Here is a 23,581-nt window from a genome sequence, read left to right as displayed (position 1 = left end):
CGGAAACGGAAACGGCAACGGAGGCGATGCGACGACATCCGCGCCCCCGGAGACGAGCACCCAAGCGGGAGTCACCCGGGTGAACGCCGACATGACCGACTTCCGTATCACCCTGTCGGAGAAGACGTTCAAGGCGGGCGACTACACCTTCGTTGCCAAGAACAACGGCAAGCACGACCACGCCCTGGAGATCGAAGGCCCCTCGGGGGAGCACCGCACCAAGACGCTCGCTCCCGGAGCCTCCGAGACGCTCAGGGTCACCCTGAAGTCCGGCACGCACGAGGTCTACTGCCCCGTCGGCGGGCACGAGGACCTGGGCATGAAGACGGAGATCACCGTGGGCGGTGGCGATGCGCCGGTGAATGAGACCCCGTCGAGGAACAATGGCTACTGAGCGTGCTCCGTTCGTGATCGCACTGCGACTGGTAAGTGCCGCGCTGACCGCGGCGATGGGCGCGATCCACCTCTACCTCTGGGACGACGGCGGCTACCGGGACCTGGCCACCATCGGCGTGCTCTTCCTGCTCAACGCCATCGGCAGCGCCCTGCTGACCCTGGCGTTGCTGGTCTTCCCCACCCGTTACGTCGGCGTTCCGGCCGCCCTGGGAGCGCTGTTCACGGCCGGCACGCTGGCCGCGCTGGTCGCCAGCCTCACCATCGGCCTGTTCGGCTTCCTGGAGTCCCTCGACGCGGAACTGGTGTGGCCCACCATCGCCGTCGAATCGGCAGGGGTGGTGGCCCTGACGGCGCTGACCCTACTGGCGTACGACCTGCGGCATCGCGGACGGGAAGCACGCCCTCAAGCGCCGGAGGGGCTCCGTCGCGGCCCGTCCGACGATTGAGGGCGCCACACGCAAAGGGGGGTCAGGAGGCGGCGGTGGCCCCGGTCCGTCCGTACACCTGCTTGCCGAGCCACTGCCCGCCGTCCACCGTCAGGCACTCGCCCGTCAGGTACGACGCCCGCTCACCCAGCAGGAACAGCGACGCGTCGGCGATCTCAGCCGGCGCCGCGAAGCGCCCGGCGGGAACGGTCGCCAGCACCTCGGCCCGCGCCTCGTCCGTCGCCCACAGCGCGGCGCCCGCACCCGCGGTCTCCGTCGGGCCTGGGGCGATGCAGTTGAGCCGGATACCGAGGGGGGCGAGCTCGACCGCGAGCGTACGGGTCATGGCGAGGACCCCGGCCTTCGCGGCGGCCGAATGGACCGTGCCCGGGTGGCCGTGCCAGGCGTACGTCGCGATCACCGAGAGCACGGAACCGCCGGTGCCCTGGTCGCGGAGCTGCCTGGCGACGGCGCGGGTGCAGTAGTACGAGCCGTTGAGGACGATGTCGACGACCGCGCGCCAGCCGTTCGGGCTGATGTCGATGCCCGGCGCGACGAAGTTTCCCGCGGCGTTGTTGACCAGGCCGTCCAGCTGACCGAAACGGCTCGTGGCGGCCGCGACGAGCGCGTCGACGGCCGCGGGATCCCGGACATCGGTCGGTACGGCGAGGGCTTGCCCGCCGTCCTTCTCGATCAGAGCGACCGTCTCCTCCAGCTTCAGGGGCGTACGGCCCGCGACGACGACCCGGGCCTCCGCCGCGCCGAGGGCGAGGGCGATCGCGCGGCCGATGCCGCTGCCGCCACCGGTCACGATGTACGTACGCCCAGCGAACCCGGAACCACTGGCGTCGTTCTTCTTGCTCATCGGAGCACTCCATGCGCATCGAGGGCGATCGCGCCGCCCGGGTGGACCAGCAGGGGATTGACTTCGAGCTCGGACAGCTCCGGATGCTCAGCGCCGGCCTGCGCGAGCGCGCACAGGGCGGCGGCGGCCGCGTCCAGATGTACGGGCGGCGAACCGCGCCAGCCGGTCAGCAGCGGGGCATGGCGCAGCGACAGCAGCAACGCGCGGGCGCGGCCGGGCGTGAGCGGTGCGAGCGCGACGGCCGTGTCGGCCAGGAGTTCGGCGGTGACTCCGCCGATGCCGACCATGGCGACGGGGCCGAAGGCGGGGTCGCGCCGCACGCCGGCGATGAGTTCGACGGCGTACGGGGGAGAGGCCATCGCCTCCACGGCGTAGCGGGCGGCGCCGGTGGTGGACCGCATCCGCGCGAAGGTGGCGCGCAGCCGCTCCTCGTCGGCGATGCCGAGGGCGACGCCGCCCGCCTCCGTCTTGTGGGCCAGGCCCATCGCCTTGAGGGCCAGGGGGTAGCCGGTGCGGTGCGCCGCGTCGGCCGCCTCGTCGGCGGTCGTCACGAAGCCGGCCACCGGGAAGGTGAGGCCGTACGAGGCGAGCAGCTCACGCACGGTTTCGTAACCGCCGTCGGGCACGGCGAACGAGGCCGGGACGGGCGAGGCGGCCGGAGCCGCCACGACGGCCGCGCGTAGCCGGGCCGTTCCGGCGAGGGCGGTGGCGGCCTGCTCGATCCGCTCGTACACGGGCACGGCGTGCGCGCGTAGTACGGCGAGGGCGGGGGAGTCGCGCGCCATGGTGTGCACGACGAGCTGCCGCCCGGACTCCCGCGCCGCTGCGGCGAGTTCAAGCGCGACTTCGCACTCCTCCTCCGCCTGGGCGGGGTTGGAGGTGGCGTAGTCGCCGAAGTATCCGGTGAGTACGACGGCGTCGGCGTCGCCGCCGAAGAGCAACGCGCGCGCGATACGGGCATAGTTGGCCAGATCCGCCTCGCCGGCCCCGGCGAGATCAACGGGGTTGCCGCAGGCCGCACCGGGGGCCAGATGAGCGGCGACCTCGCGCGAGGTGCCGGCCGACAGCCCGGGCACGTCAATCCCAAGCGCCACCAACGCATCGGCAGCCAGGGCACCTTGCCCCCCACTGTCCCCCACGACGGCGACCCGCAGTCTTCGCCGCCGCCCGCCACCAGGATCCGCTTCCGCCCCCTGCGCATTCCCCGTAGACAGCGGGCCCCCGCGGCCCCCTGCCGGCAACACCCGGGCCTGCGACCCGAGGCCGGGCCGCCGCCTGCCGTCGGCGTCCGTGACCGGACTGGCTGTGCGGGGTTGGCTGTGGGTTTCACCTGCTTCGGTGGCGGCGTTACGTGTTCGGGGGCCTGCCGCGTCCAGCCGGCCGTTGGCGCCGGCTCGGCCCCGGGCTTCGCCGGAGGCGGCCCGCTGTGGGTCCGCGTCGGACAGCTGCCGGCTGCCGTCGGCCTCCGTGACCGGACCGGCTGTGCGGGGTTGGCTGTGGGTTTCGCTTGCTTCGGGGGCGGCGTCACGTGTTCCGGGGCCTGCGTGGTCCGGCCGGTCGCTGGTGTTGGCCGTGCCGGGGCCGGTATTGGGCGTGTCCCGGGCATCGCTGGATGCGTCTTGTCGGGCGTCCGGCTTGGACAGCCGCCGCCTGCCGTCGGCCTCGGCCCTGTCCCGGGCTTCGCCGGAGGCCGCCCGCTCCTTCTCCGCGTCGGACGCGTTTCCCGGGCCGCCGCGTGCTTCGCGCATGTGCCGCACGTGGTGGGAGAGTGCGGCCGCTTCGGCGGTCACGGTGTGCCTCCCGCCGGGGGCCGCCGCGACGGGCGGTCCGTTGCCCGAGGGGGACGCGTCCCTCAGGACTCCCTCCACCGGCGGTCGCGGCGCCGACCCCCGTGCCGGCGCCGCCAGTAGACATATCGCCGTGTCGACCAGCTCGCCCGCCGTGTCCAGCAGCAGTGCCCCCGCGTCGCGGCACACCGCCTCCACCGTCGCGCGGGCGCTGACCAGGGCTCCGGTGTGGGAGGCCGCCGCGCGGCCCGAGGCTTCGCTGCGGCCCACCGTCAGCAGCAGCACCGGCTTGCCCGCCGCGTGGGCCGCGGTCAGGGTGCGGGCCAGGCGGCGGCCGTCGCGGAAGTCCTCGACGTACGCCGCCACGATCCGCGTGGGGCCGTGCGCGATCAGCGCGTCCAGCGCGTCCGCCGCGTCGATGTCGCGCTGGTTGCCGAGCGACACGAAGCGCGAGAAGCCCTGGCCGGCGCGGGCCAGCAGCCTGCCGATCTCCAGTGCCAGATTGCCGCTCTGCGAGACGAGGCCCACCGCACCCGCCGGGAAGTCGCCCCAGCTCAGGCGCAGGGCGGTCGTCGTGTCCACCACGCCCATGCAGTTGGGGCCCAGCAGCCGGGCCCCGCCCCCGGTGACCAGGGCGGCGAGTTCACGCTCCTCGTCCGCGCTCGCAGCGCCCGACGTGATGACCGTGAAGCAGCGGGCCCCCGCCACCAGACCCTCGGCCACCAGGGGCCTCACCTGTCGCGGAGGTACGGCGACGACCACGTGCTCCGGCGGGTCCGGCAGGCCGTCCAGGCCGGGCAGGAAAGGCACGCCGTGCAGTTCGCCGCCGCGCCGGTTCACCAGGTGGACCGTACGGCGAGCACGTCCTTCGAGCGCCCCGGAGGCCAGCCAGTATCCCCACTTCTCCGGGTTGGCGGAGGCGCCGACGACCGCTACGGAGGTGGGGTCGAAAAGGGCGTCCAGGCCGGTGCGCGTCACCTGTACCACCCGAACCGCTCCGCGATCACCGGCAGGCGGTCCGCGACGATCGCGTGCGCCGCGGCGCGCGGCGTCGTGCCGTCCGCCTCGGCCCGCGCCAGCATCTGGTCGATCAGCGCGCGCATCGAGCGCCGCGTGTACGCGAACGCCTCGTCCGCGTCGGCGCCGATGTCGCCGAACAGGGTCCACCACCACCAGGCGTTCGTACCGGAGTTGACGACGACGTCCGGCAGGACGCTCACCCCGCGCTCCGCCAGCAGCAGCTCCGCCTCCGGCAGCACCGGCATGTTGGCCGCCTCGACGATCCAGCGGGCGGCGGCGCCGATGCGCTGCTGGTTGGTGGCATCGACGGCGTACGAGACGGCCGCCGGAATCAGCACCTCCGCCTCCGCCGACAGCCAGGCATCACCCGGTAGTTCGAGGTCCCCGGCGCGCAGCACGCCCCGGTCCACCGCCCCGTACGCGTCGCGCGCGCCGAGCAGCGCTTCGACGTCCAGCCCGTCCGGGTTCGCGACGGTGCCCTTCACGTCCGCCACGGCGACGATCTTCAGCCCCGCCCGGGACAGGAAGCGGGCCGTCGCGCCGCCCATCGTGCCGAGGCCCTGTACGGAGACACGCGTCCCCTCGTACGTGACCCCCGCGCGGTCGAGCGTCGCGAGCACCGATTCCGCGACCCCGCAGCCGCCGACCAGCTCGTCGAGCCCGATGCCGTCGACCTCGACGGCGAACGCGTCGGCGAGCCGCCGCCGCGCCGCGCTCTCGTCGTCGAGCAGCGGATAGACGGCCTGGATGGAGGAGACGAGGCCGGCCTCGGCGGCGGCCTTGTCGACGATGTCCTGGGTCAGGCCGAGGTCCTCGCCGGTCGTCCAGAAGTTCTCGATGTGCGGTCGCACGGCGCGCAGATAGCGCACCAGGATGCCGTACGCCTCGGGGTCCCGCGGGTCGCAGTCGATGCCGCCCTTGGCGCCGCCGAGCGGGATGTAACGGCCCTCGGCGTTGTAGTGGAGGGCCTCTTTCATCGTCATGCCACGGGCCAGTCCCGCGACCTCGTCGAGCGTGCAGCCCGCGCGCATGCGCAGGCCACCGCTGGACACGCCGCGTACGAGCCGGTCGACGACCAGGAAGCCCCGGCGCCCTGTGACGTGATCGGTCCAAGTCTGCGAGATCAAGGGGGCGTTCATAGGGTGCTCTCCTCGGGAACGGTGATGACGGTCGGACCGGGGGTCTTCAGCGCCCGCGCCAGCGCCTCGGCGAGCGCCCCGGGGGACGCGGCGTGCGTGCCGTCGCCGCCGTACGCACGGCACAGCGCCGGCAGGTCTACGCGCGGCAGGTCGACGGCGGTCGGCGTGTCGCCGCGGGCCTTCATTTCGTCGCGGATCTCGCCGTATCCCCCGTTGTCGAACACGACGACAGGCAGCGGCAGTCCGAGCTGCGCGGCGGTCGCCAGTTCCTGCACGGTGAACTGCAGCCCGCCGTCGCCGCTCAGCGCGACGACCTGCCGCCCGGGATACGCCGACTTCGCGCCGATGGCGGCGGGCAGGGCGTATCCGAGCGTGCCGAAGCCGGTCGGATGGAGGTAGCGGCCACGGGGGCCGACGGGCAGGTGCGGGATCGCGCCGTAGTAGCAGCACTGCGCGCTGTCCGAGGTGATGACGGCGTCCTCGTCCAGCACGCCACGGATCGCGCGCAGGTACGGAATCCACCGCGCGTCCCGGGCAGCCGTCTCCGCGTCCCGCTCGCCGCGCAGCGCGACGACGGCGTGCGCGGCAGAACCGTGCGCGGCAGAACCGTGCGCGGTGGGCGCAGCACTGTCGCCGGCCGACTCCTCGGTCCCGGCGGCCGTGAGACCGCTGTCGGCCTCGGACACGCCCCCGGGGTGGCGCTCGGGAGTGGCCTGGGCGGCCCCGCCGCCGTTCGCGACCGTTGGGCGTAGCCGCGCGACAGCCTCACCCAGGGCCCCGAGCGCGTCACGTGCGTCCCCGACGAGCGTGACGTCCGCCGGCAGACCGGCGTACATCTGCGCCGGGTCCACGTCCACCCTGATCAGCGTCCCGCCGAGGGCGGACGGCGGTGCCGACCACAGGTCCGACTCGGCGAGCTCCGTCCCGACGGCCAGGACCACATCGCAGTCCGCCAGCGCCTTTTGTACGGACGGACTGTGCAGCGAGACACCGAGCGACAGCGGGTGGGACTCGTCGACAATCCCCTTGCCGTTGGCCGTCGTCACGACGAACGCGCCCAGTTCCTCGGCGAGCGCGCGGCACTCCGCCCCCGCGCCCCTGGCGCCGCCGCCGAGCACCAGCGCCGGCCGACGAGCCGCCAGCAGGGCACCGGCGGCCTCCCGCACGGGCGCGGCGCCGGGCCGCCGCTCGGCGGACGGCGGCGCCAGACGTACGCCGCCCACCCGCTCCGCGGTTTCCAGCAGGTCCAGCGGTACTTCGACGTGTACGGGACGGGGGCGTTCGGTGCGAAAGAGCGTGAAGGCACGTGCGACCGCCGCACCGATCTCCTCGACCGTCGACACCCGGTGGCTGAAGGCGCAGACCCCGCGCAGCGCCTCCGTCTGGCTGCGCATCTCGTGCAGCATGCCGGTCGGCTGCCGGGGGTGGCGCAGCGGCATGCCCGGCGAGACGATCAGCAGCGGCACACTGTCCGAGTAGGCCTGGCCCGCCGCCGCCGCGATGTTGAGCAGGGCGGGCCCGGTGGTGGTGATGGCGATCCCGGGGCGGCCGGTGACCCGGGCGTAGGCATCGGCGGCGTACCCCGCGCCCTGCTCATGACGGGGCGTCAGATGCCGGATGCCGTACGGCTCCAGGTGCCGGTAGATCTCCAGGTTGTGCGTGCCGGGGATACCGAACGCCATGCGGGCGCCGTGCGCGGCCAACGCCCTGACCAGGGCTTCGCCGCCGGTCATCGCGGCCTCGGGGCCGTAACGCCCGTGGGATGTCACCCCTCGCGCTGCCACCTCAGACGCTCCGCGAGATGACCAGGCGCATGATGTCCGAGGTCCCCTCTTCGATCTCTTCGAGCCTCGCGTCGCGCATCCACTGCTCGACCGGGTACTCGCGCGAGTACCCCCAGCCCCCCAGCGTCTGGACGGCTGCCCAGGTGCAGTACGCCGCCGTCTCCGAGGCCGTCAGCTTCGCCATCGCCGCCTCGGCCGTCGCGTCGAGGCCCGCGTCGAGCCGCTTGGCGGCCCGCCAGGTCATCAGCCGCGCCTGCTCGATGCGCGTGCGCATGTCGGCGAGCCGGAACGCCACCGCCTGGTGCTCGATGATCGGCTTGCCGAACTGCTGCCGGGTCTTGGCGTAGTCGCGGGCGTATTCGTACGCCGCCCTGGCGACGCCCGTCGCGGCCGCGCCCAGCACGGCGCGCGAGATGTCGAACGTACGCATCAGTCCGCTGAAGCCCTGCCCCTCGTCGCCGAGGCGGTCGGCGTCGGGGACGAACGCGTCCGAGAAGAAGATCTCGCGGCAGACGATCGCGCGCTGCCCCATCTTGCGCATCGGCTCTCCGAAGACGACCCCCGGCGTGTCCTTGCGGAACAGGAACGCCGTCACGCCGCGCGAGCGCTGCGAGGGGTCGGTCTTGGCGAAGACGACGTACTGCTCGGCCTCTCCGGCGTTGGAGATCCACGACTTCTGGCCGTTGATGCGGTAGCCGCCGGCGGTGCGCGTCGCCGTCGTGACGATCGAGGCGGCGTCGGAGCCCGACCCGGGTTCAGTGGTGGCCAAGGACGTCGTCGGAGTGTCGGGCCCGGTCAGCGGGGTCAGCCACTCACGCTTCTGCTCGGGGCTGCCCAGCTCCATCAGCGGGTCGGCGAAGAAACCGTTCGAGCACAGCAGATTCCCGATGCCGAGGTCCCCGACGCACAGCTCTTCCTGCACGAGGCACTGGGTGAAGACGTCGGTGAAACCGCCGCCTCCGTACTCCTGGGGGAGCATGAATCCGGTGATGCCGACCTTGGCGGCCTTGCGCCACAGGTCCCAGGGCGTCTCGGTGTCCGCCTCGTCCACGGCGCGCGCCCGCGGCCTGATCTCCTCACGCGCGAAGGTACGGGTGAGCTCGACGATGTCGCGCTGCTCCGCGTTGAGCGGAACGAGCTCGGTGGGGAGGTCGGACATGGGTGCCTCCAGGCACGACGGCGGCGTCGCAACGGTGGATTAACTGAACCGTCAGTCAGTATCTGGAGCCTGAAGCGCCCGTGTCAACGAGATCGGTTACTGAACCGCCAATCAGTTCAGGCCATGCTCCGCGGCTGTCCCGCGACTGCTCCGCGCCGCGCGCCGCACCCCGCCTCGTACGCCGTCCCGCCCCCACTCCCGTAACGACCCCGTTCCCGCGCTGTCCTACCCGGCGCTCATAATGGGCGAAGACACTGAGCCCCTGGAGGTCCTGTGACCGGCGCTGACGCTCTGCTACCGCTGCGTTCCCGGCTGCGCTCGCTGCGGACCGCCGCCTTCGGCGCGGATCCGGCGGGGGAGCGGATGGAGCGCATCCGCCGCTCGCCCAACTTCGCCAACGGGGTCTTCCAGAACCCGGTGGGCGCGCGGACGAGACCTTCGGGGTCGACGCTCGAACTGGCGAAGGTCTACTTCCGCAAGGAGGAGCGGCGCCGCAGGGCGCCGGCCGGCCCCGTACCTCTTCACGCCACGACCCTCACCGACCTGGCCGAGCCGCCCGCCACCGGACTGCGCCTCACCTGGATGGGCCATTCGAGCGTGCTCGCCGAGATCGACGGGCGGCGCGTGCTCTTCGATCCGGTGTGGGGCGAGCGCTGCTCCCCCTTTTCCTTCGCCGGGCCCAAGCGGCTGCACCCCGTCCCCGTGCCCCTGGCGTCGATCGGCCCGCTGGACGCCGTCGTCATCTCCCACGACCATTACGACCACCTCGACATGCCTACGATCCGGGCGCTCGCCGGCACCCGCACGGTCTTCGCGGCGCCGCTCGGCGTCGGAGCCCACCTCGAGCGCTGGGGCGTACCCGCCGACCGCGTGCACGAGCTGGACTGGAACGACACGGTGAAGATCTCCGGGCTCGGCCTCACCGCGACCCCGGCCCGCCACTTCTGCGGGCGCGGCCTGCGCAACCAGCAGCACACGCTCTGGGCGTCCTGGGTCGTCACGGGACCGGAGCACCGGGTCTACCACAGCGGTGACACCGGCTACTTCGAAGGCTTCAAGGACATCGGCGCCGAGCACGGCCCGTTCGACGCCACCATGATCCAGATCGGTGCGTACAGCGAGTACTGGCCCGACATCCACATGACGCCCGCAGAGGGAATCCAGGCGCATCTGGACCTCCAGGGCGGTCCGTCGGCCGGTCCGTCGGCCGGTCTGTCGAGCGGCCCGATGCTGCCGATCCACTGGGGTACGTTCAACCTCGCCCCGCACCCGTGGTCCGAACCGGCCGAGGGCACCGTCAAGGCCGCCGCCGCCACGGGAGCCCGGATCGCGCTGCCGCGCCCCGGCGAGCCCTTCGAGCCCTCGGCGCGAGCCCTGCCCTCCGCGCCGTGGTGGCGCGCGGTCGCCGGAGGGCCGGCGGCGGACCGTACAGGCGGCGGCATGCCCGCGGCCCCCGGGCGCAAGGTGGACTCCAGTCGCATCGCAGGTACCGGCGAACCGGAGACCGCGCCCGCTGTTTAGGGCTGCCGGAGGCCGCCGCAGCCGTAGGGTTTTCGGTCTGTAGTACGAGGCGTCATACCAGAGCGGGACGCTGTGCGGGCAAGTTTGGCAACTGCGCGTCGATCATGAAAGGTTGCCGACTACTGTGAGTGCCCGGTGATCAACATGGGGCCACATCACCCAAGTTGAGCCCAGACCGACAGTGGTCGAACAGACGCAGTACGCCGATCCCTGGGGCCCCACGTACCGAGGACGCTGATGTCTCAACTTCGCGCACCCGCCGCGCGCGCAGACCGCCGCGAGGGCGGGCGGCACGGACGGCCGGGCGCCCGGCCCCATCCCGCGCAGCCGATGCCCGATTTCCACATACGCCCTCAGCTTCTGCGCGCCGCCGTACTCCCGGCCGTCGTCGTCGCCCTCAGCGGCGCCGCGGCCGTGCTGTTCACCCTCCGCGCCACTGCCGCTACCGCCACCACCGCGACCGCCGCTGAGCCGGCGCGCAGCTTATGGGTCGCGCTGGCCGCAGCCGGAGCGCTCGTCATCGTCTCGCTGGCGGCGGCCGTCGTGGGCGCGGACCGGGCCGCCAAGACCGTCCTCGACCGCTGCAACGCGCTGCGCAGGGCCAGCGCGCGCGGGCAGGCCGACCTGCGCGCGGTCGTCGAGCAGCTGCGGCGCGGCGAAGGGCCGCCCGTCCGGCGTACGCCGCCGCCCGCAGCGCAGGGCGGCGACGAATTCGACCTGCTGGAACGGGAGTTGGGACGCGCCCACGAGGCTGCCGTGGGCGCCGTCGTGCAGGCCTCGCAGCTGTCCAGCAGCACGGGCACCGACCAGAAGGTCGAGGTCTTCGTCAATCTGGCCCGCCGCCTCCAGTCGCTCGTACACCGGGAGATCCAGCTGCTCGACGAGCTGGAGAACGATGTCGAGGACCCCGAGCTGCTCAAAGGCCTCTTCCACGTCGACCATCTCGCCACCCGCATCCGCAGGCACTCGGAGAACCTCGCCGTCCTCGGTGGCGCGGTGTCCCGGCGCCAGTGGAGCAACCCGGTGACCATGATGGAGGTACTGCGCTCCTCGATCGCCGAGGTCGAGCAGTACTCACGGGTCAAGCTCGTGCCGCCCATCGACGGCACGCTGCGCGGCCACGCCGTCGCCGACGTCATCCACCTCCTCGCCGAACTCGTCGAGAACGCCACGGTGTTCTCCGCTCCGCACACCACCGTGCTGCTCCGCGCCCAGCACGTCACCGCGGGCCTGGCCATCGAGGTCGAGGACCGGGGCCTGGGCATGCCGCTGACCGAGCAGAACAAGATGAACGCCCTGCTCCACGACCCGGACAACGTCAACGTCGGCCGTCTTCTCCAGGACGGGCGCATCGGCCTGTTCGTGGTGGCGGCGCTGGCCCGCAGGCACGGCATCACCGTCCGCCTCCAGGCCAACATCTACGGCGGCGTACAGGCCGTACTCGTCCTGCCGCAGGGCCTGTTGGGCGGGGAGGACCAGAGCGGTCCCGGCCGGGCGGCGACCGCCGGGGCCCGGCAGCCGGTCCCGGCACCCGCGCCGGCGACGCCGACGGCACCGGGGCCCCCTCCCGCACCGCCGCGTGCGCACGCGCCCGCGCCGCCCACCGGTCCCGCTTCCCCTCCCGCCATCAACGGCAACGGCCGCGGCAACGGCAACGGCAACGGCAACGGTCACGGTCACGGTCACAGCAACCCCCACGCGCCGCTCCCCGTGCGCGGCGCGCAGGAGGACCGGCCCACCCCGGCCGCCGCCCGCCCGGGCATCGGCTCGCACCGGCCCGACCTCTCCGCCGAGCCGGTCCACACGCAGGCCCAGCCGCGCGCCGACGGATACGTGCGCGGCACCATGAGCCGTCCCAGCCTGCCGCGACGCCGCAGCCAGGAAAGCCTGGTGCCCCAGCTCAGAGAAACCCCCGTCGCGCGCCAGGACGACGAGTACCCCGCCCTGCACGACCCGGGTCTGATGGCGGCCTTCCAGCGGGGCATCGGCCTGGCGGAGGCACAGCCGGACCCGCACCCCGTTTCCTACCCGGATCAGGTACCGGACCCGGCCGCGACCCCGGCGACGCCGCCTCCGGCATCCGCCCCGGAGCGGCATCCGCAGCCGTACCACCCGAGCGAGGGCGACGCAGGCTGACCACTGCCTCCACCCTCAGCCCCTCCCTTCAGCCCCTCCCCACCTTCCGCCCGCGGTACCCCAAGGAGTAGATGCACCATGGCGAGTGATGCGCCGACCGGCCAAGTGTCCGATCTCGACTGGCTGTTGAGCGGCCTGGTCCAGCGTGTTCCCTTCACGCGCAGCGCGGTTCTGCTCTCCTCCGACGGACTGGTGAAGTCGGTCCACGGGCTCGACACCGACAGCGCCGACCACATGGCCGCCCTCGCCTCGGGCCTCTACTCGCTCGGCCGCAGTGCGGGTGCCCGCTTCGGTGACGGCGGCGAGGTCCGCCAGGTCGTCGTCGAGCTCGACTCCACGCTCCTCTTCGTCTCCACCGCGGGTTCCGGCACCTGCCTCGCGGTCCTCGCGGGCCGCGAGGCGGACGCGGCGGTGCTGGGTTACGAGATGGCGATGCTCGTCAAGGGCGTACGGCCGTATCTGGTGACACCGGCCAGGCAGAGGGCGGGCGCGGCGAGCGCCACGGGACGCTGAAGGTGCTGCCCCCGCACGACGGGCCGTGGCTCGACGACGCGGCCGGCCGGCTCATCCGTCCGTACACGGTGAGCGACGGACGCACCCGTCCCACGACCGCCTTCGACCTGCTGACCATGGTGCGGGCCACCGGGACGGAGCCCCTCATGCACCTCGGTCCCGAGCACACCCAGGCGCTCGGGCTGTGCGCACACCCCACCTCGGTGGCGGAGATCGCGGCGTATCTGCGGCTTCCCGTGGTCGTCACCAAGGTGCTGCTTTCCGATCTGGTCGGCTGCGGGGCGCTCACCACCCACGCGCCCCGCTTCGACGACCAGCCCACCGACCTATCCCTGCTGGAGGCAGTGCTAGATGGCCTACGACGACGGCTCTGATCTGTTTCCCACCGCACTCAAGATCCTCGTCGCGGGCGGGTTCGGGGTCGGTAAGACGACCTTTGTGGGAGCGGTCAGCGAGATCGCACCGCTCAGTACGGAGGAACTGCTCACCCAGGTGAGCGTCGGGACCGACAGCCTCGAAGGCATCGAGGACAAGGCCACGACGACCGTAGCCATGGACTTCGGCCGGATGACCCTCGATGAGCACCACGTGCTGTACCTCTTCGGCACACCCGGCCAGGAACGCTTCTGGTTCATGTGGGACGAACTCTCCCAGGGCGCCCTGGGCGCCGTCGTGCTCGCCGACACCCGCCGCCTCCAGGACAGCTTCTCGGCGCTGGACTTCTTCGAGCGGCGCGGCATCGAATTCGTCGTAGCCGTCAATGAGTTCGACGGCGCGCACCGCTACGAACCGGAAGAGGTACGGGCCGCCCTCGACCTGAGGACAGAGGTCCCCGTCGTGTTGTGCGACGCCCGTATCGCCAGCTCAGGGATCAAGACGCTGGTCACCCTCGTCCGGCACCTGCTCACCATCATCCCGGCCTCGCCGACTTCGCCGGCCGCGCCGGCGTCGTCGAGTTACGGAAACTACGGAGCACCCACATGACATACGACCGGATCGGTCAACTGCTGCTCACCCCCGTGGACCCGGAGGCGCCCGCCCGCGTGCGGCGGCTGCACCAGCTCGGGATCGGCGACCGGGCCGTGCCTGCCTTCGACACGTTCGCCGACCGGCTCGCGGAGGTGACCGGAGCGCCGTACTCCATGGTCAACTTCATTGACGAGAACCGGCAGTTCTTCGCCGGACTGCACACCCCCGCCGGTACGCACAGCGGCACCGACCTGGGCACGGTCGCCGCGACGAGCCGCATCGGCCGGTTCCTCGCCCGCGACCACGGGTACTGCCCGCACGTCGTCGCGCGGCGCAAGGCACTCGTTCTGGAGGACGTCTGTGACTACCCGCGATTCGCGGGCAATCCGGTCGTCGACGAGATCGGCATCAGGTCGTACATGGGCGCGCCCGTCATCGACCGTACGGACATCCTGCTCGGTACGGTCTGCGTCGTCGACACCGAGCCGAGGCAGTGGGGGCGGGCGGGACTGGAGACGATCAAGGCGATGGCCGCAGAGCTGGCCGAACTGATCCGGCGCCGCGAGGACGGCAGCGTCCACCCGTAGGCAGAAGGAAGTTCCATGAGCGACCGGACCGACCTCCGTATCGGCGTTCTCGGCTACGGCCTGCGCGGCAGCATCGCGCGCACCGCGCACCGCCCCGGCGCCGGCTCATGCGTGACCGCACTCGCGGACCTCGACCCCAGGGCCCGTACGGAGGCGGCCGAGGCCTTCCCCGAAGCCGCGCTTTTCACCAACCACCGCAAGGTCCTGACGGCCCCGGACATCGACGCGGTCCTGGTCCTGACCCCGGACCACACCCACGCCGAACTGGCCTGCGACGCCCTGCGCGCAGGCAAACCCGTCTTCGTCGAGAAGCCGCTGGACATCACCGTCGAGCGCTGCGACGAGATCCTGCGGACGGCGTACGAGACGAAGACGCGCCTCTACATCGGCCACAACATGCGCCACATGCCGGTCGTGCGCCTGATGCGCGACGTGATCGCCCGGGGCGCCATCGGCGAGGTCAAGACGGTCTGGGTACGCCACTTCGTCGGCTATGGCGGCGACTGGTACTTCAAGGACTGGCACGCCGAGCGCAAGAACACCACCGGGCTGCTGCTCCAGAAGGGCGCTCACGACATCGACGTGCTGCACTGGCTGGCCGGCGGCTACGCCCGCGACGTACAGGCCATGGGTGATCTCATGGTGTACGGCGACAATCCGCACCGGCGGGCGGACGGTGAACCGAAGGCCGACGACTGGTACACGAAGGACGGCCACTGGCCGCCGCACACCCAGCGCGGGCTCAACCCCGTCATCGACGTCGAGGACGTCTCGCTCCTCAACATGCGCCTCGACAACGGTGTCCTGGCCGCCTACCAGCAGTGCCACTTCACCCCCGACTACTGGCGGAACTACACGGTCATCGGGGACGCCGGGCGGCTGGAGAACTTCGGCGACGGGCCGGGCGGCCACGTCAAGGTCTGGCATGCGCGGCGGTCCGCGTACCGCCCGGAGGCCGACGAGACGCACGAGATCCCGGCGGCCGAGGACAATGCCGGGCACGGCGGCGCCGACCCGCTGCTCATCGACGAGTTCGTACGGTTCGCGCGCGAGGGCGGCGTGACGGACACGTCGCCCGTCGCCGCGCGGATGGCCGTCGCAGCGGGAGTGCAGGCGACGGCGTCACTCCGAAACGGCGGAGCCCCGCGGGAAGTCCCGCCCCTCGCCCCGGAACTCGTCGCGTACTTCGGGGCAGGTCAGCCCTGAACGTGACGCTTCGAAACTTCGGAACGACCTATTGACCCTGCGTACGGCCGGTCATTAGCGTGGCGACACCTTGCCAGAAAGCGCTTTCTGCCTGCCTGCCGCACCGCTCTTCGCAACTGCCTCCGCGTTCCTGAGGAGTTCACCGTGAGCCAGCACGTCATGCCCGGACCGGCGGCCGAAGCGCCGGCCCCGGCGCCGGTCCCGGGGGTCGCCGGAGTCGCCGTACGGGAAAAGCCGGGCGCCCGCGAACGGTTCCTCGGCGCGGCGGAGAAGAGCTGGCGCCCCCTCGTCCTCCTGGTGGCCCTGCTGGCCGCCTGGTGGGCGATCGCCGCGGCCGAACTGGTCGAGGCGTACCTCGTGCCCTCACCCGGCGCGACCCTCGACGTACTGACCGAGAAGACGAGTTACCTCACGGAGCACAGCTGGGTGACCACGTACGAGACGCTGCTGGGATTCCTGATCGCGGGCGTGGTCGGCGTGTTCGCGGCGGTGGTGATGGTCTACTCGTCGACGGTCGAGAAGACGCTCTACCCGATCCTGCTCTTCGCCCAGGTCGTACCGAAGATCGCCATCGCGCCGCTGTTCGTCGTCTGGCTGGGATTCGGCATCGCGCCGAAGATCCTCATCGCCGTGCTGATCGCCTTCTTCCCCGTCGTGATCTCCATGGTGACCGGCCTCAAGGCGGTCGACCCGGAAATGCTGCAACTCTCGGCGACGATGGGCGCGAGCCCCTGGCAGACCTTCGTCAAGATCCGCTTCCCCGCCTCCCTCCCGCACCTCTTCTCCGGGCTCAAGGTCGCCGTCACGCTCGCCGTGACCGGCGCGGTCGTCGGCGAGTTCGTCGGCGCCAACGAAGGGCTCGGTTATGTGATCCTCCAGGCCAACGGGAACCTCGACACCCCGATGCTCTTCGCGGGACTGCTCGTCATGTCGCTGATCGGCGTCGTCCTCTTCGTGCTCGTCGAGATCGCCGAGAAGCTGCTGCTCCCGTGGCACGCGAGCCGCAGGGACGCGTCCGTAACCACCACGTACTGACCGCGTACTGACTCCGAGAGGGCCGGCCCCATGCATGCGCGCAGACTTCTGACCGGGCTCGTACCGCTGATGCTCATCACCACGGCCGCCTGCGGCGAGGACGGATCCGCGACCAGCACGAGCGATTCGGGCAAGAAGCTCGACAAGGTCACGCTGACGCTCAACTGGTATCCGTACGGCGAACACGCGCCGTTCTACTACGGCAAGCAGCAGAAGATCTTCGAGAAGCACGGCATCGACCTGACGATCAGGGCGGGCCAGGGATCGCAGAAGACCGTCCAGGCGACGGCCGCCGGCCAGAGCGACTTCGGCTGGGCCGACACACCCGCGCTGCTCGCCGGAGTCGACCAGGGGATGAAGGTCAAGAGCCTCGGCGTCTTCCTCCAGACGACGCCCGCGTCCGTGCAGTTCTTCGACGCGCAGGGCATCAAGGCGCCGGCCGACCTCAAGGGCAAGACCATCGCGGGCACGGCGGGCGACGCCCTCTCCAAGACCTTCCCGATCTTCCTCAAGAAGAACGGCCTGGCGGAGTCCGACGTGCAGGTCCAGAACACCGACCCGGCGGGCAAGATCGCCGCAGTGATCTCAGGCAAGACGGACGCGCTGCTCGGCTACGCGAGCGACCAGGGACCGACCATGCGGAACAAGGCGCGGAAGGACGTCGGCTATCTGCGTTTCTCCGAACACGGCCTCAACTTCTACTCCAACGGCCTGATCGCCGGACCGAAGAGCCTGGCCGGCGACGCCAAGGCCGACGTCGCCCAGCGCATGGTGCGGGCCGTCAGCGAATCCTGGGCGGCCGCCGAGAAGGCGCCCGAGCCCGCGGTCGCCGCGATGCACGGCGCCTCGGAGCAACTCCCGCCCCAGGAGGTCCTGTCGGAGCAGTTCAAGACGACGCTGTCGCTGCTTCACACGGACGCGACGGAGGGCAAGGCGCCCGGAGTCAACACCGAGGCCGACTGGAAGCAGACCATCGACGTCTTCGCCGAGGCCGGGATGGTCAGGAGCCCGAAGGACGTGTCGGAGTACTGGGACGCCGGTACGGCGCTGAAGGGATGACGATGGCCAGGGACGCAACGCTGCGCTCGGCGACAGCGGCGGTCGGCATCCACGACGTGGCCGTCCGCTTCCGTACGAAGAACCGGGACGTCACCGCGCTGCGCGACGTCTCACTCGATGTCGCGCAGGGCGAATTCGTGGCGATCGTCGGCCCTTCGGGCTGCGGCAAATCGACGCTCCTCAAGCTCGTCGCCGGCCTGCTGAAGCCGTCATCGGGGGAGGTCCGGCTCGGCGACGAACAGGTGAAGGGACCGCGCCACGACATCGGTTACGTCTTCCAGCGCGCCGCACTCCTGGAGTGGCGCTCGGCGCGCCGCAACATCCTCCTCCAGGCCGAAATCCGCCGGATGCCGACCGCGCGGGCCCGCGAGCGCGCCGCCGAACTGATCGCGATGACCGGGCTCGGCGGCTTCGAGGACGCCTACCCGCACGAACTGTCCGGCGGCATGCAGCAGCGGGTGGCGCTGTGCCGGGCGCTGCTGCACGAGCCGCCCGTACTGCTCATGGACGAACCGTTCGGCGCGCTCGACGCACTCACGCGTGAGCAGATGAACATGGAGCTGAACCGCATCTGGCGGGAGACCGGCACCACCGTCCTGCTCGTGACCCACTCCATCTCGGAAGCGGTGTACCTCGCGGACCGGGTGGTCGTGATGAGCGCTCGACCCGGCACGATCACGGAGATCGTGAAGGTGGGGATGGGCGCGGAACGGGATTACGCCCGCACCATGGGGCGACCGGAGTTCCAGGACGCCACGACCCACATCCGGGGCCTGCTGGGAACGGCCGCGGCCGGCGACTGACGCACGGGCTGCTCGAAGATGCCTTACAGCCTGTCGAGCTGCTTCGTGGTGCGCCCGAGATAGGTGACCGGTCCGGGGTCCGGCACCTCGATCTCGTGGAAGCCGAGGCGGTCGTAGAACGCTCTGGCCCCAGTGTTGGCCGTCACCATGGAGAGATGGATCGCCGGCACCTCCTCGTCCTGCAACGCCTGCAGCAACTTCCGCATCAGGGCACGGCCGTGGCCGCGGCCCTGCCACTCGGGAAGCAGGTCGATGTGCAGATGGGCCGGATACGCGACGACTTCCGGGACCAGCATCCGCTCGGGTTGGTGCAACAGCTTGACGATCGCCTCGTCCGGGGTGCTCGGCGGTCCGCCGGCCTGCGGGTAGCGGTCCGCGACCAGGGGAAGCCAGTGGGTGCGGAAGTCCTCCGCGAAGCGGGGAGTGTCCCCGGTGCCGAGGATGTAGCCGACCGCCTGCCCCTCCCCGTCGTCCAGCACGAAGGCCAGCTCCGGCTCCAGGCAAACGTACGGCTCCGCGAAAATCGTCGGAAAGATCCCGGGGTCCGCGTAGACGGGTCGGCTGTCCCCGCCGTTGTGAGCGGTCCGGACGCAAATGTCGATGAGCTCTTGTCGGTCCTCGGGGCGATACGCGCGCACGGCGGGAGACGAAGTCACAGCGGCATCCTCCATTGCCTGGGAGCGCTCCCACAACCCCCCCTTGCGCCGCGAGCACAAAGGATGAGCCGCTGGCCGGCCCCCCGACGCACATGAGGATGCATCCGGGGCCGGCCGCGCCCGCCCTCAGTACCGCAGCCGGGACAGATACCTGTAGCTGTTCAGCGCGGTCGCGAAGGGATCGGCCGGAGCGTCATGCTCCACCAGCCACTGCTTCACGCCGCCCCGTCGCGCCACGTCGAACATCGCCGGGAAGTCGAGCACCCCGGATCCCACGTCCGCGAAGTCCCCGTTCGGCGCCATGTCCTTGACGTGCAGGGCGGGGAAGCGCCGCGGGTGTTCGACGAAGAGCCGCGCCGGATCCGCCCCGCCCTTGGCCGCCCAGTACACATCCAGCTCGAAGCCCACCAGCTCGGGATCGGTCTCGGCGAGCAGGATGTCGTACAGGTTCTCGCCGCCGCTGACCACGTGGTCACTGCCGTGGTTGTGGAAGAGCACCTTCAGGCCCTTCTCGCGTGCCACGAGCCCCGCCCTGTTGAACTGTCGTGCCGCCTCCCGGAACCCGGCCGGGCTGTGCAAAGAGCCCGGCAGGCTCGGCACGACGATCCACTTCCCGCCGAGCGTGACGACGTCGTCGACGGCCTGCGCCAGTCCGCTGCCCGAGACGACGGTGTACGCGACGTGTTCCAGCACGGCCCTGAGCCGGGTCTCGTCGAGCATCCGCCGGATGTCCGCCGCGCCGTTCCCGTGCCTGCCGCTGACGCCGACCGTCGCGTAACCCATCTCCGCGAGGCGGGCGAGCGTCCCCTTGAAGTCCTTCGCCAGGGGCGTGCGCATCGTGTAGAGGTGCATGCCGATGCCGGACGGCGGAATGCGCCGCCGAGTGCCAACGGCCGCCGCCGCCTCCGCCGTACCGCTGCCCGTCACCGCCGCCGCGGCGATCCCCGCAGCCGTACCGAGGAACGAGCGTCGCGTGCTGCTGTGCGTGTACGCGTGCATGGTCAACCCACCTCAACTCACGTCGATCCGGACCGAGCCGGAGGTCGTGTCACCCTTGTCGTCGGTGACGGTCAGATGCGCGGTGTACGTCCCCTTGCTGGCGTACGTGTGCTCCGCCGCCGGTCCCTCCGTGCCCGGCGCCGGCTTCACGTTGTCGCCGAAGTCCCAGTGGTACGAGGCGATGGTGCGGCCGGGCAGCGGCCTGACGTCGCCGGTCAGCTTCACCGCGAGCGGCGCGGGACCGCCGACGGCCGGGGCCGCCGTCACGGAGACCTTCGTGCCCGGCTTCTTCTCGACGCCGCTGCCGTTGAAGTGCAGCCAGTCGACGGCGAAGAGATCCGGCTTGTCCGCCGACCACTGCGGGTTGGCGAACACGGCGTACAACTTCACGGTCCGGTCCAGTTCCGGCAGTCCGACCGTCGGCGAGACGACATTGCCCCACCCGCCCGTGTGGGGAACGCTCACCTTGCCGAGCAGCGGACCGGCCGGCGATCCCGTGCGGAACTCGACGTCGCCGCCGATGCCGCCGGACGCCGCGCCCACCGTCACCGAGTCGATGCCCTTGAGGTGCACCGGATCGAACGAGATCCAGTCGCCGTCCTCGATCTCCGTCAGCCGCTTCCCGCCCGAGGCGTCCGCCCGGCTCGCGACCACGGCGCCGTCATGAGCGCCGCCCGTCGCCGTGAAGTGCTCGGCCTCGCGCAGCGCCGGCCGCAGCGTCAGCGACGCGGAGCCGGTGAGGGCGGGGACGCCACCGGGGCCGCCCTTGTCCTCGTACCGCGCGGTGATCCCGTAGTACAGGTTCTGGCCGGGCCCGTGGCTGTCCCCGGCATCGGTCACGATCTCGCCCGTACAGCCGGTGTAGTTGTCCAGCGGGTGCAGATGGCTGTCGTGGCCGAGCTGGGACTGGACGACCACCCGCGAGCAGTCGACCGGCCGCCCGTCCTCACGGTCCTTGACCTTGACGGTGAAGGGGATGGTGTCGCCGAAGCTGAACATCCCGCCGTCCGGCGGCTGTTGGATCGTCACCTCCGGCCGGCTGTTCCCGACGGTGATCTCCTGCACCGCGAGTCCCGTCAGGCCCTTGGGCGCACCGACCGTGAGGCGGGCGGTGAAGCGGCCCTTCGTCCGGTACGTATGGGTGGGGTTCGCCTCCGTCGAATCCGTCGTGCCGTTCCCGTCGAAGTCCCAGGCGTACGTCACGGGCTTGCCGTCCGGCAGTCCGGACCCCGCGCTGGAGAACTCCACGGTCAGCGGCGCCGGGCCGCTGTCCGGGCTCGCGGTCACCTTGGCGGCGGGCAGCCGGCCGTCGGCGACGTAGTCGATGCGGTAGATCCCGGCGCCCTCGTTGCTGCCGCCGCGTCCCGTGCCGCTGCCGAGACCGAAGTCGATGACGTACATCGCTCCGTCGGGCCCGAAGTCGGCGTCGAAGGGCTGGTTCCACTTCATGTCGCCGAAGACCGGGTTGATCGACTGGAGATCACCCGGCTTGGCGGGCGCGAAGCGCGGGTCAGCGAAAGTCTGGTCCTTCTCCTGAATCGAGAATGCCTTGAACCACTGCCGGGTCAGCTCGTAGTTGAACCACTTCCCCTCGAAGTACTCGGGGAACTTCGTCGGATAGGCGTTTGCCTCCTCGAAGTCGTAGACCGGTCCGCTCATCGGCCCACCGCCCCCGGTACCGACCTCGGGGAACTCGGGCGACGTGGAGTACGCGTACCAGACCGAGGCGGGCTGGGCGGGCGGCAGCTCACGCAGCCCGGTGTTGTTCGGCGAGTCGTTGACCAGCGACGCGCAGTCGAACTTCGCGCCCGGCGTCTTCGTCGCGAAGTCGTAGTCGTTGAAGGGCGTGTTGTCGCCGATGCAGTACGGCCAGCCGAAGTTGCCCGCCTTCGTCACGCGCGTGTACTCCACCGTCCCCTCGGGCCCCCGGTCGGCCTTCGCCTGGCGGGCGTCCGGTCCGTAGTCGGCGACCATCAGCGCGCCGCTGCGCGGATCGGTGGTGATACGGAAGGGGTTGCGCATGCCCATCGCGTAGATCTCGGCCCGCGTCCTGTCGGTCCCCGGAGCGAAGAGATTTCCGGCCGGGACGGTGTACGTACCGTCGTCCTGCGGGGTGATGCGCAGCACCTTGCCGCGCAGGTCGTTCGTGTTGCCCGAGGTGCCCTGGGCGTCCCACGCGCGGCGCCCCTCGCGCTCGTCGAGCGGCGCGAAGCCGTCGGACGCGAACGGGTCCGTGTTGTCGCCGGTCGCGACGTACAGGCTGCCCTTTTTGTCGAAGGCGATCGAACCGGCCATGTGCGAATTGGCCCGCCCTTCGCCGCGCAGCGTGGGAATGGTCAGCAGCCGCTTCTCGGAGGCGGGGTCGACCGTGGTGCCGCCGCCCGTGCCGCTCACGGTGAAGCGTGACAGGTTGAGCCGTTTCTCGGTCTTGTCGGAGTGCAGCAGATACAGCCACTTGTTCTTCTCGAAGCCCGGGTCGAGGGCGAGCCCGAGCAGGCCGTCGGACTGGCTCGTCATCTCCGGCGTGTAGGCGAAGTCCAGGGCCGTCGCGACCTTGAGGGTCGTCTGGTCGATGACCTTCAGCTTGCCGGTGCGCTGGATGAAGAAGACCCGCCGGTCGGGCGCGACGGCCAGCTCGAACGGGTCGGCGAGATCGCTCGTCGCCAGGGGAGTGCGCTGGAAGGCGCCCGTCTTCGTCGCCGTGCAGTCGCCCGGCTTGTTGCCCGCGGCCCACTGGATACCGCCGAGGATGTGCTGGAGGAAGTCCTTCTCCTGGAACGCCGACTTGGCGTGGCCGCCCGCGGTGAACCAGGACCGCCCGCCGTCGTAGTTCTGGCACCAGGACCACGGGTGGTCGACGCCCTCGTCCAGACCGGTGACGCCGTCGCGCACCTTGATCTGCGCGAGCGTGTGTACCTTCCCGGTCGGATTGGTGCGCCAGTTGTACCACTCCTCCGTACGCTCCCAGAGCTCCGGCAGCCCCTTGGTGGAGGGGTGCGCCCGGTCGAGAACCTTGACCCGTCCGGTCTGTACGGCGGGGTGCTTGTCGAAGATCGCGCCGACCAGGCCCTCGTACCAGCCCCAGTCGCGCTCACTGGCCGACGCGGCGTGCAGACCGACCCAGCCGCCGCCGGCGCGTACGTACTTCTGGAGGGCGGCCCGCTGTTCGGCGTTCAGCAAGTCACCCTTCTTTGGGGTGGAGTTGGTGTTGTTGAAGACGATCGCCTGGAAACGGGCCAGATTCGTGTCGGTGAACGCTGCTGCGTCGTCGGTGGCTTCCACCTCGAAGCCGTTCTCGCTGCCGAGCTTCTTGATCGCTTCGATCCCCGCCGGAATGGAGTCGTGGGCGAAATTCGTGACTTTGGAGAAGACCAGAACACGGAAAGGCGCTGCCTCGGCGCGGGGCGGTGAGGCCACCGCGAGTCCGAGAAGCAGCGCCAGCAGGGTTCCGACAATGGCGCAGGGCAGAAGGAATCTTCGCGCGGGGTGACTCATGGGCGCTCCCGGTGCTGGTGAGGCGGC

General features: G+C 71.1%; 20 protein-coding genes. 12 read left to right on the top strand and 8 right to left on the bottom strand.

Annotated features, from left to right (window positions below):
* The first annotated feature begins 79 nt into the window (after positions 1–79).
* Together ABZX79_RS27970 and ABZX79_RS27965 are read left to right on the top strand one after the other, a co-directional pair.
* On the top strand, positions 80–394 hold the full coding sequence (locus ABZX79_RS27970; protein ID WP_355263403.1) for a hypothetical protein: 315 nt from the start codon (positions 80–82) through the stop codon (positions 392–394).
* Positions 384–842 (top strand): hypothetical protein, encoded by a 459-nt coding sequence (locus tag ABZX79_RS27965; protein WP_355263400.1) that lies wholly within the window; start codon positions 384–386, stop codon positions 840–842. Before ABZX79_RS27970 ends, ABZX79_RS27965 begins: the two co-directional genes overlap by 11 nt.
* Before the next feature lie 22 nt (positions 843–864).
* Here ABZX79_RS27965 and ABZX79_RS27960 read toward each other — a convergent pair whose 3' ends face one another.
* Genes ABZX79_RS27960 through ABZX79_RS27940 form a run of 5 tightly spaced genes read right to left on the bottom strand, consistent with a single transcriptional unit; the run spans position 865 to position 8,575 of the window.
* Positions 865–1,686, bottom strand: coding sequence for an SDR family oxidoreductase (locus ABZX79_RS27960; RefSeq protein ID WP_355263397.1), 822 nt, complete (start codon positions 1,684–1,686; stop codon positions 865–867).
* Positions 1,683–4,451 (bottom strand): acetate--CoA ligase family protein, encoded by a 2,769-nt coding sequence (locus tag ABZX79_RS27955; RefSeq protein ID WP_355263394.1) that lies wholly within the window; start codon positions 4,449–4,451, stop codon positions 1,683–1,685. The genes ABZX79_RS27960 and ABZX79_RS27955 overlap by 4 nt, the downstream gene beginning before the upstream one ends.
* Positions 4,448–5,632: a Glu/Leu/Phe/Val dehydrogenase dimerization domain-containing protein gene (locus tag ABZX79_RS27950; protein WP_355263391.1), complete on the bottom strand. Its 1,185-nt coding sequence runs from the start codon at positions 5,630–5,632 to the stop codon at positions 4,448–4,450. The genes ABZX79_RS27955 and ABZX79_RS27950 overlap by 4 nt, the downstream gene beginning before the upstream one ends.
* Entirely contained in the window at positions 5,629–7,401 is a 1,773-nt protein-coding gene (locus ABZX79_RS27945) for a thiamine pyrophosphate-dependent enzyme (RefSeq protein WP_355263388.1), read from the bottom strand. Before ABZX79_RS27945 ends, ABZX79_RS27950 begins: the two co-directional genes overlap by 4 nt.
* Before the next feature lie 16 nt (positions 7,402–7,417).
* Positions 7,418–8,575, bottom strand: a complete 1,158-nt coding sequence (locus ABZX79_RS27940) for an acyl-CoA dehydrogenase family protein (protein ID WP_355263385.1) — start codon at positions 8,573–8,575, stop codon at positions 7,418–7,420.
* 273 nt (positions 8,576–8,848) lie between these two features.
* Between ABZX79_RS27940 and ABZX79_RS27935 the strand changes: the two genes are divergently transcribed.
* From ABZX79_RS27935 to ABZX79_RS27890, 10 genes are all read left to right on the top strand, one after another.
* Positions 8,849–10,096 carry an MBL fold metallo-hydrolase gene (locus ABZX79_RS27935; RefSeq protein WP_355263382.1) on the top strand — a complete coding sequence of 416 codons (1,248 nt, stop codon included), beginning with the start codon at positions 8,849–8,851 and terminating at the stop codon, positions 10,094–10,096.
* Between the two features lie 237 nt (positions 10,097–10,333).
* Complete coding sequence (locus ABZX79_RS27930) at positions 10,334–12,232, top strand: ATP-binding protein (protein ID WP_355263379.1); 1,899 nt, start codon at positions 10,334–10,336, stop codon at positions 12,230–12,232.
* A 78-nt stretch (positions 12,233–12,310) separates the two neighbouring features.
* Complete coding sequence (locus ABZX79_RS27925) at positions 12,311–12,745, top strand: roadblock/LC7 domain-containing protein (protein ID WP_355263376.1); 435 nt, start codon at positions 12,311–12,313, stop codon at positions 12,743–12,745.
* Between the two features lie 5 nt (positions 12,746–12,750).
* Complete coding sequence (locus ABZX79_RS27920; protein WP_355263607.1) at positions 12,751–13,119, top strand: DUF742 domain-containing protein; 369 nt, start codon at positions 12,751–12,753, stop codon at positions 13,117–13,119.
* Positions 13,097–13,729, top strand: coding sequence for an ATP/GTP-binding protein (locus ABZX79_RS27915; protein ID WP_355263374.1), 633 nt, complete (start codon positions 13,097–13,099; stop codon positions 13,727–13,729). Before ABZX79_RS27920 ends, ABZX79_RS27915 begins: the two co-directional genes overlap by 23 nt.
* Positions 13,726–14,301 carry a GAF domain-containing protein gene (locus ABZX79_RS27910; protein WP_355263371.1) on the top strand — a complete coding sequence of 192 codons (576 nt, stop codon included), beginning with the start codon at positions 13,726–13,728 and terminating at the stop codon, positions 14,299–14,301. Before ABZX79_RS27915 ends, ABZX79_RS27910 begins: the two co-directional genes overlap by 4 nt.
* A gap of 15 nt (positions 14,302–14,316) precedes the next feature.
* Positions 14,317–15,507 (top strand): Gfo/Idh/MocA family oxidoreductase, encoded by a 1,191-nt coding sequence (locus ABZX79_RS27905; protein ID WP_355263368.1) that lies wholly within the window; start codon positions 14,317–14,319, stop codon positions 15,505–15,507.
* A 159-nt stretch (positions 15,508–15,666) separates the two neighbouring features.
* On the top strand, positions 15,667–16,542 hold the full coding sequence (locus ABZX79_RS27900; protein WP_355263604.1) for an ABC transporter permease: 876 nt from the start codon (positions 15,667–15,669) through the stop codon (positions 16,540–16,542).
* A gap of 30 nt (positions 16,543–16,572) precedes the next feature.
* The gene (locus tag ABZX79_RS27895) at positions 16,573–17,601 is read left to right on the top strand and encodes an ABC transporter substrate-binding protein (RefSeq protein ID WP_355263365.1); all 1,029 of its coding nucleotides are present in this window, start codon (positions 16,573–16,575) and stop codon (positions 17,599–17,601) included.
* Positions 17,598–18,404 (top strand): ABC transporter ATP-binding protein, encoded by an 807-nt coding sequence (locus tag ABZX79_RS27890; protein ID WP_355263362.1) that lies wholly within the window; start codon positions 17,598–17,600, stop codon positions 18,402–18,404. The genes ABZX79_RS27895 and ABZX79_RS27890 overlap by 4 nt, the downstream gene beginning before the upstream one ends.
* Positions 18,405–18,427: 23 nt before the next feature.
* On the opposite strand, the gene ABZX79_RS27885 is transcribed toward ABZX79_RS27890, so the two are convergent.
* The 3 genes from ABZX79_RS27885 to ABZX79_RS27875 all read right to left on the bottom strand — a co-directional run bounded on the left by ABZX79_RS27885 (position 18,428) and on the right by ABZX79_RS27875 (position 23,554).
* On the bottom strand, positions 18,428–19,060 hold the full coding sequence (locus ABZX79_RS27885) for a GNAT family N-acetyltransferase (RefSeq protein ID WP_355263359.1): 633 nt from the start codon (positions 19,058–19,060) through the stop codon (positions 18,428–18,430).
* Positions 19,061–19,186: 126 nt separating this feature from the next.
* Positions 19,187–19,912, bottom strand: a complete 726-nt coding sequence (locus ABZX79_RS27880; RefSeq protein ID WP_355263601.1) for a sugar phosphate isomerase/epimerase — start codon at positions 19,910–19,912, stop codon at positions 19,187–19,189.
* Between the two features lie 159 nt (positions 19,913–20,071).
* Positions 20,072–23,554: a ThuA domain-containing protein gene (locus tag ABZX79_RS27875; RefSeq protein ID WP_355263356.1), complete on the bottom strand. Its 3,483-nt coding sequence runs from the start codon at positions 23,552–23,554 to the stop codon at positions 20,072–20,074.
* Positions 23,555–23,581 lie beyond the last annotated feature (27 nt).

The organism is Streptomyces sp. NPDC002994 (assembly GCF_040611155.1).
Lineage (GTDB): Bacteria > Actinomycetota > Actinomycetes > Streptomycetales > Streptomycetaceae > Streptomyces.
This window is presented reverse-complemented; position numbering and strand designations above follow the sequence as displayed.

Coding starts and splice junctions, on each gene's coding strand:
- ABZX79_RS27950 (WP_355263391.1), bottom strand. CDS start 5,632: ATGAACGCCCCCTTGATCTCGCAGACTTGGACCGATCACGTCACAGGG.
- ABZX79_RS27895 (WP_355263365.1), top strand. CDS start 16,573: ATGCATGCGCGCAGACTTCTGACCGGGCTCGTACCGCTGATGCTCATC.
- ABZX79_RS27890 (WP_355263362.1), top strand. CDS start 17,598: ATGACGATGGCCAGGGACGCAACGCTGCGCTCGGCGACAGCGGCGGTC.
- ABZX79_RS27900 (WP_355263604.1), top strand. CDS start 15,667: ATGCCCGGACCGGCGGCCGAAGCGCCGGCCCCGGCGCCGGTCCCGGGG.
- ABZX79_RS27905 (WP_355263368.1), top strand. CDS start 14,317: ATGAGCGACCGGACCGACCTCCGTATCGGCGTTCTCGGCTACGGCCTG.
- ABZX79_RS27875 (WP_355263356.1), bottom strand. CDS start 23,554: ATGAGTCACCCCGCGCGAAGATTCCTTCTGCCCTGCGCCATTGTCGGA.
- ABZX79_RS27960 (WP_355263397.1), bottom strand. CDS start 1,686: ATGAGCAAGAAGAACGACGCCAGTGGTTCCGGGTTCGCTGGGCGTACG.
- ABZX79_RS27940 (WP_355263385.1), bottom strand. CDS start 8,575: ATGTCCGACCTCCCCACCGAGCTCGTTCCGCTCAACGCGGAGCAGCGC.
- ABZX79_RS27965 (WP_355263400.1), top strand. CDS start 384: ATGGCTACTGAGCGTGCTCCGTTCGTGATCGCACTGCGACTGGTAAGT.
- ABZX79_RS27915 (WP_355263374.1), top strand. CDS start 13,097: ATGGCCTACGACGACGGCTCTGATCTGTTTCCCACCGCACTCAAGATC.
- ABZX79_RS27910 (WP_355263371.1), top strand. CDS start 13,726: ATGACATACGACCGGATCGGTCAACTGCTGCTCACCCCCGTGGACCCG.
- ABZX79_RS27930 (WP_355263379.1), top strand. CDS start 10,334: ATGTCTCAACTTCGCGCACCCGCCGCGCGCGCAGACCGCCGCGAGGGC.
- ABZX79_RS27925 (WP_355263376.1), top strand. CDS start 12,311: ATGGCGAGTGATGCGCCGACCGGCCAAGTGTCCGATCTCGACTGGCTG.
- ABZX79_RS27880 (WP_355263601.1), bottom strand. CDS start 19,912: ATGCACCTCTACACGATGCGCACGCCCCTGGCGAAGGACTTCAAGGGG.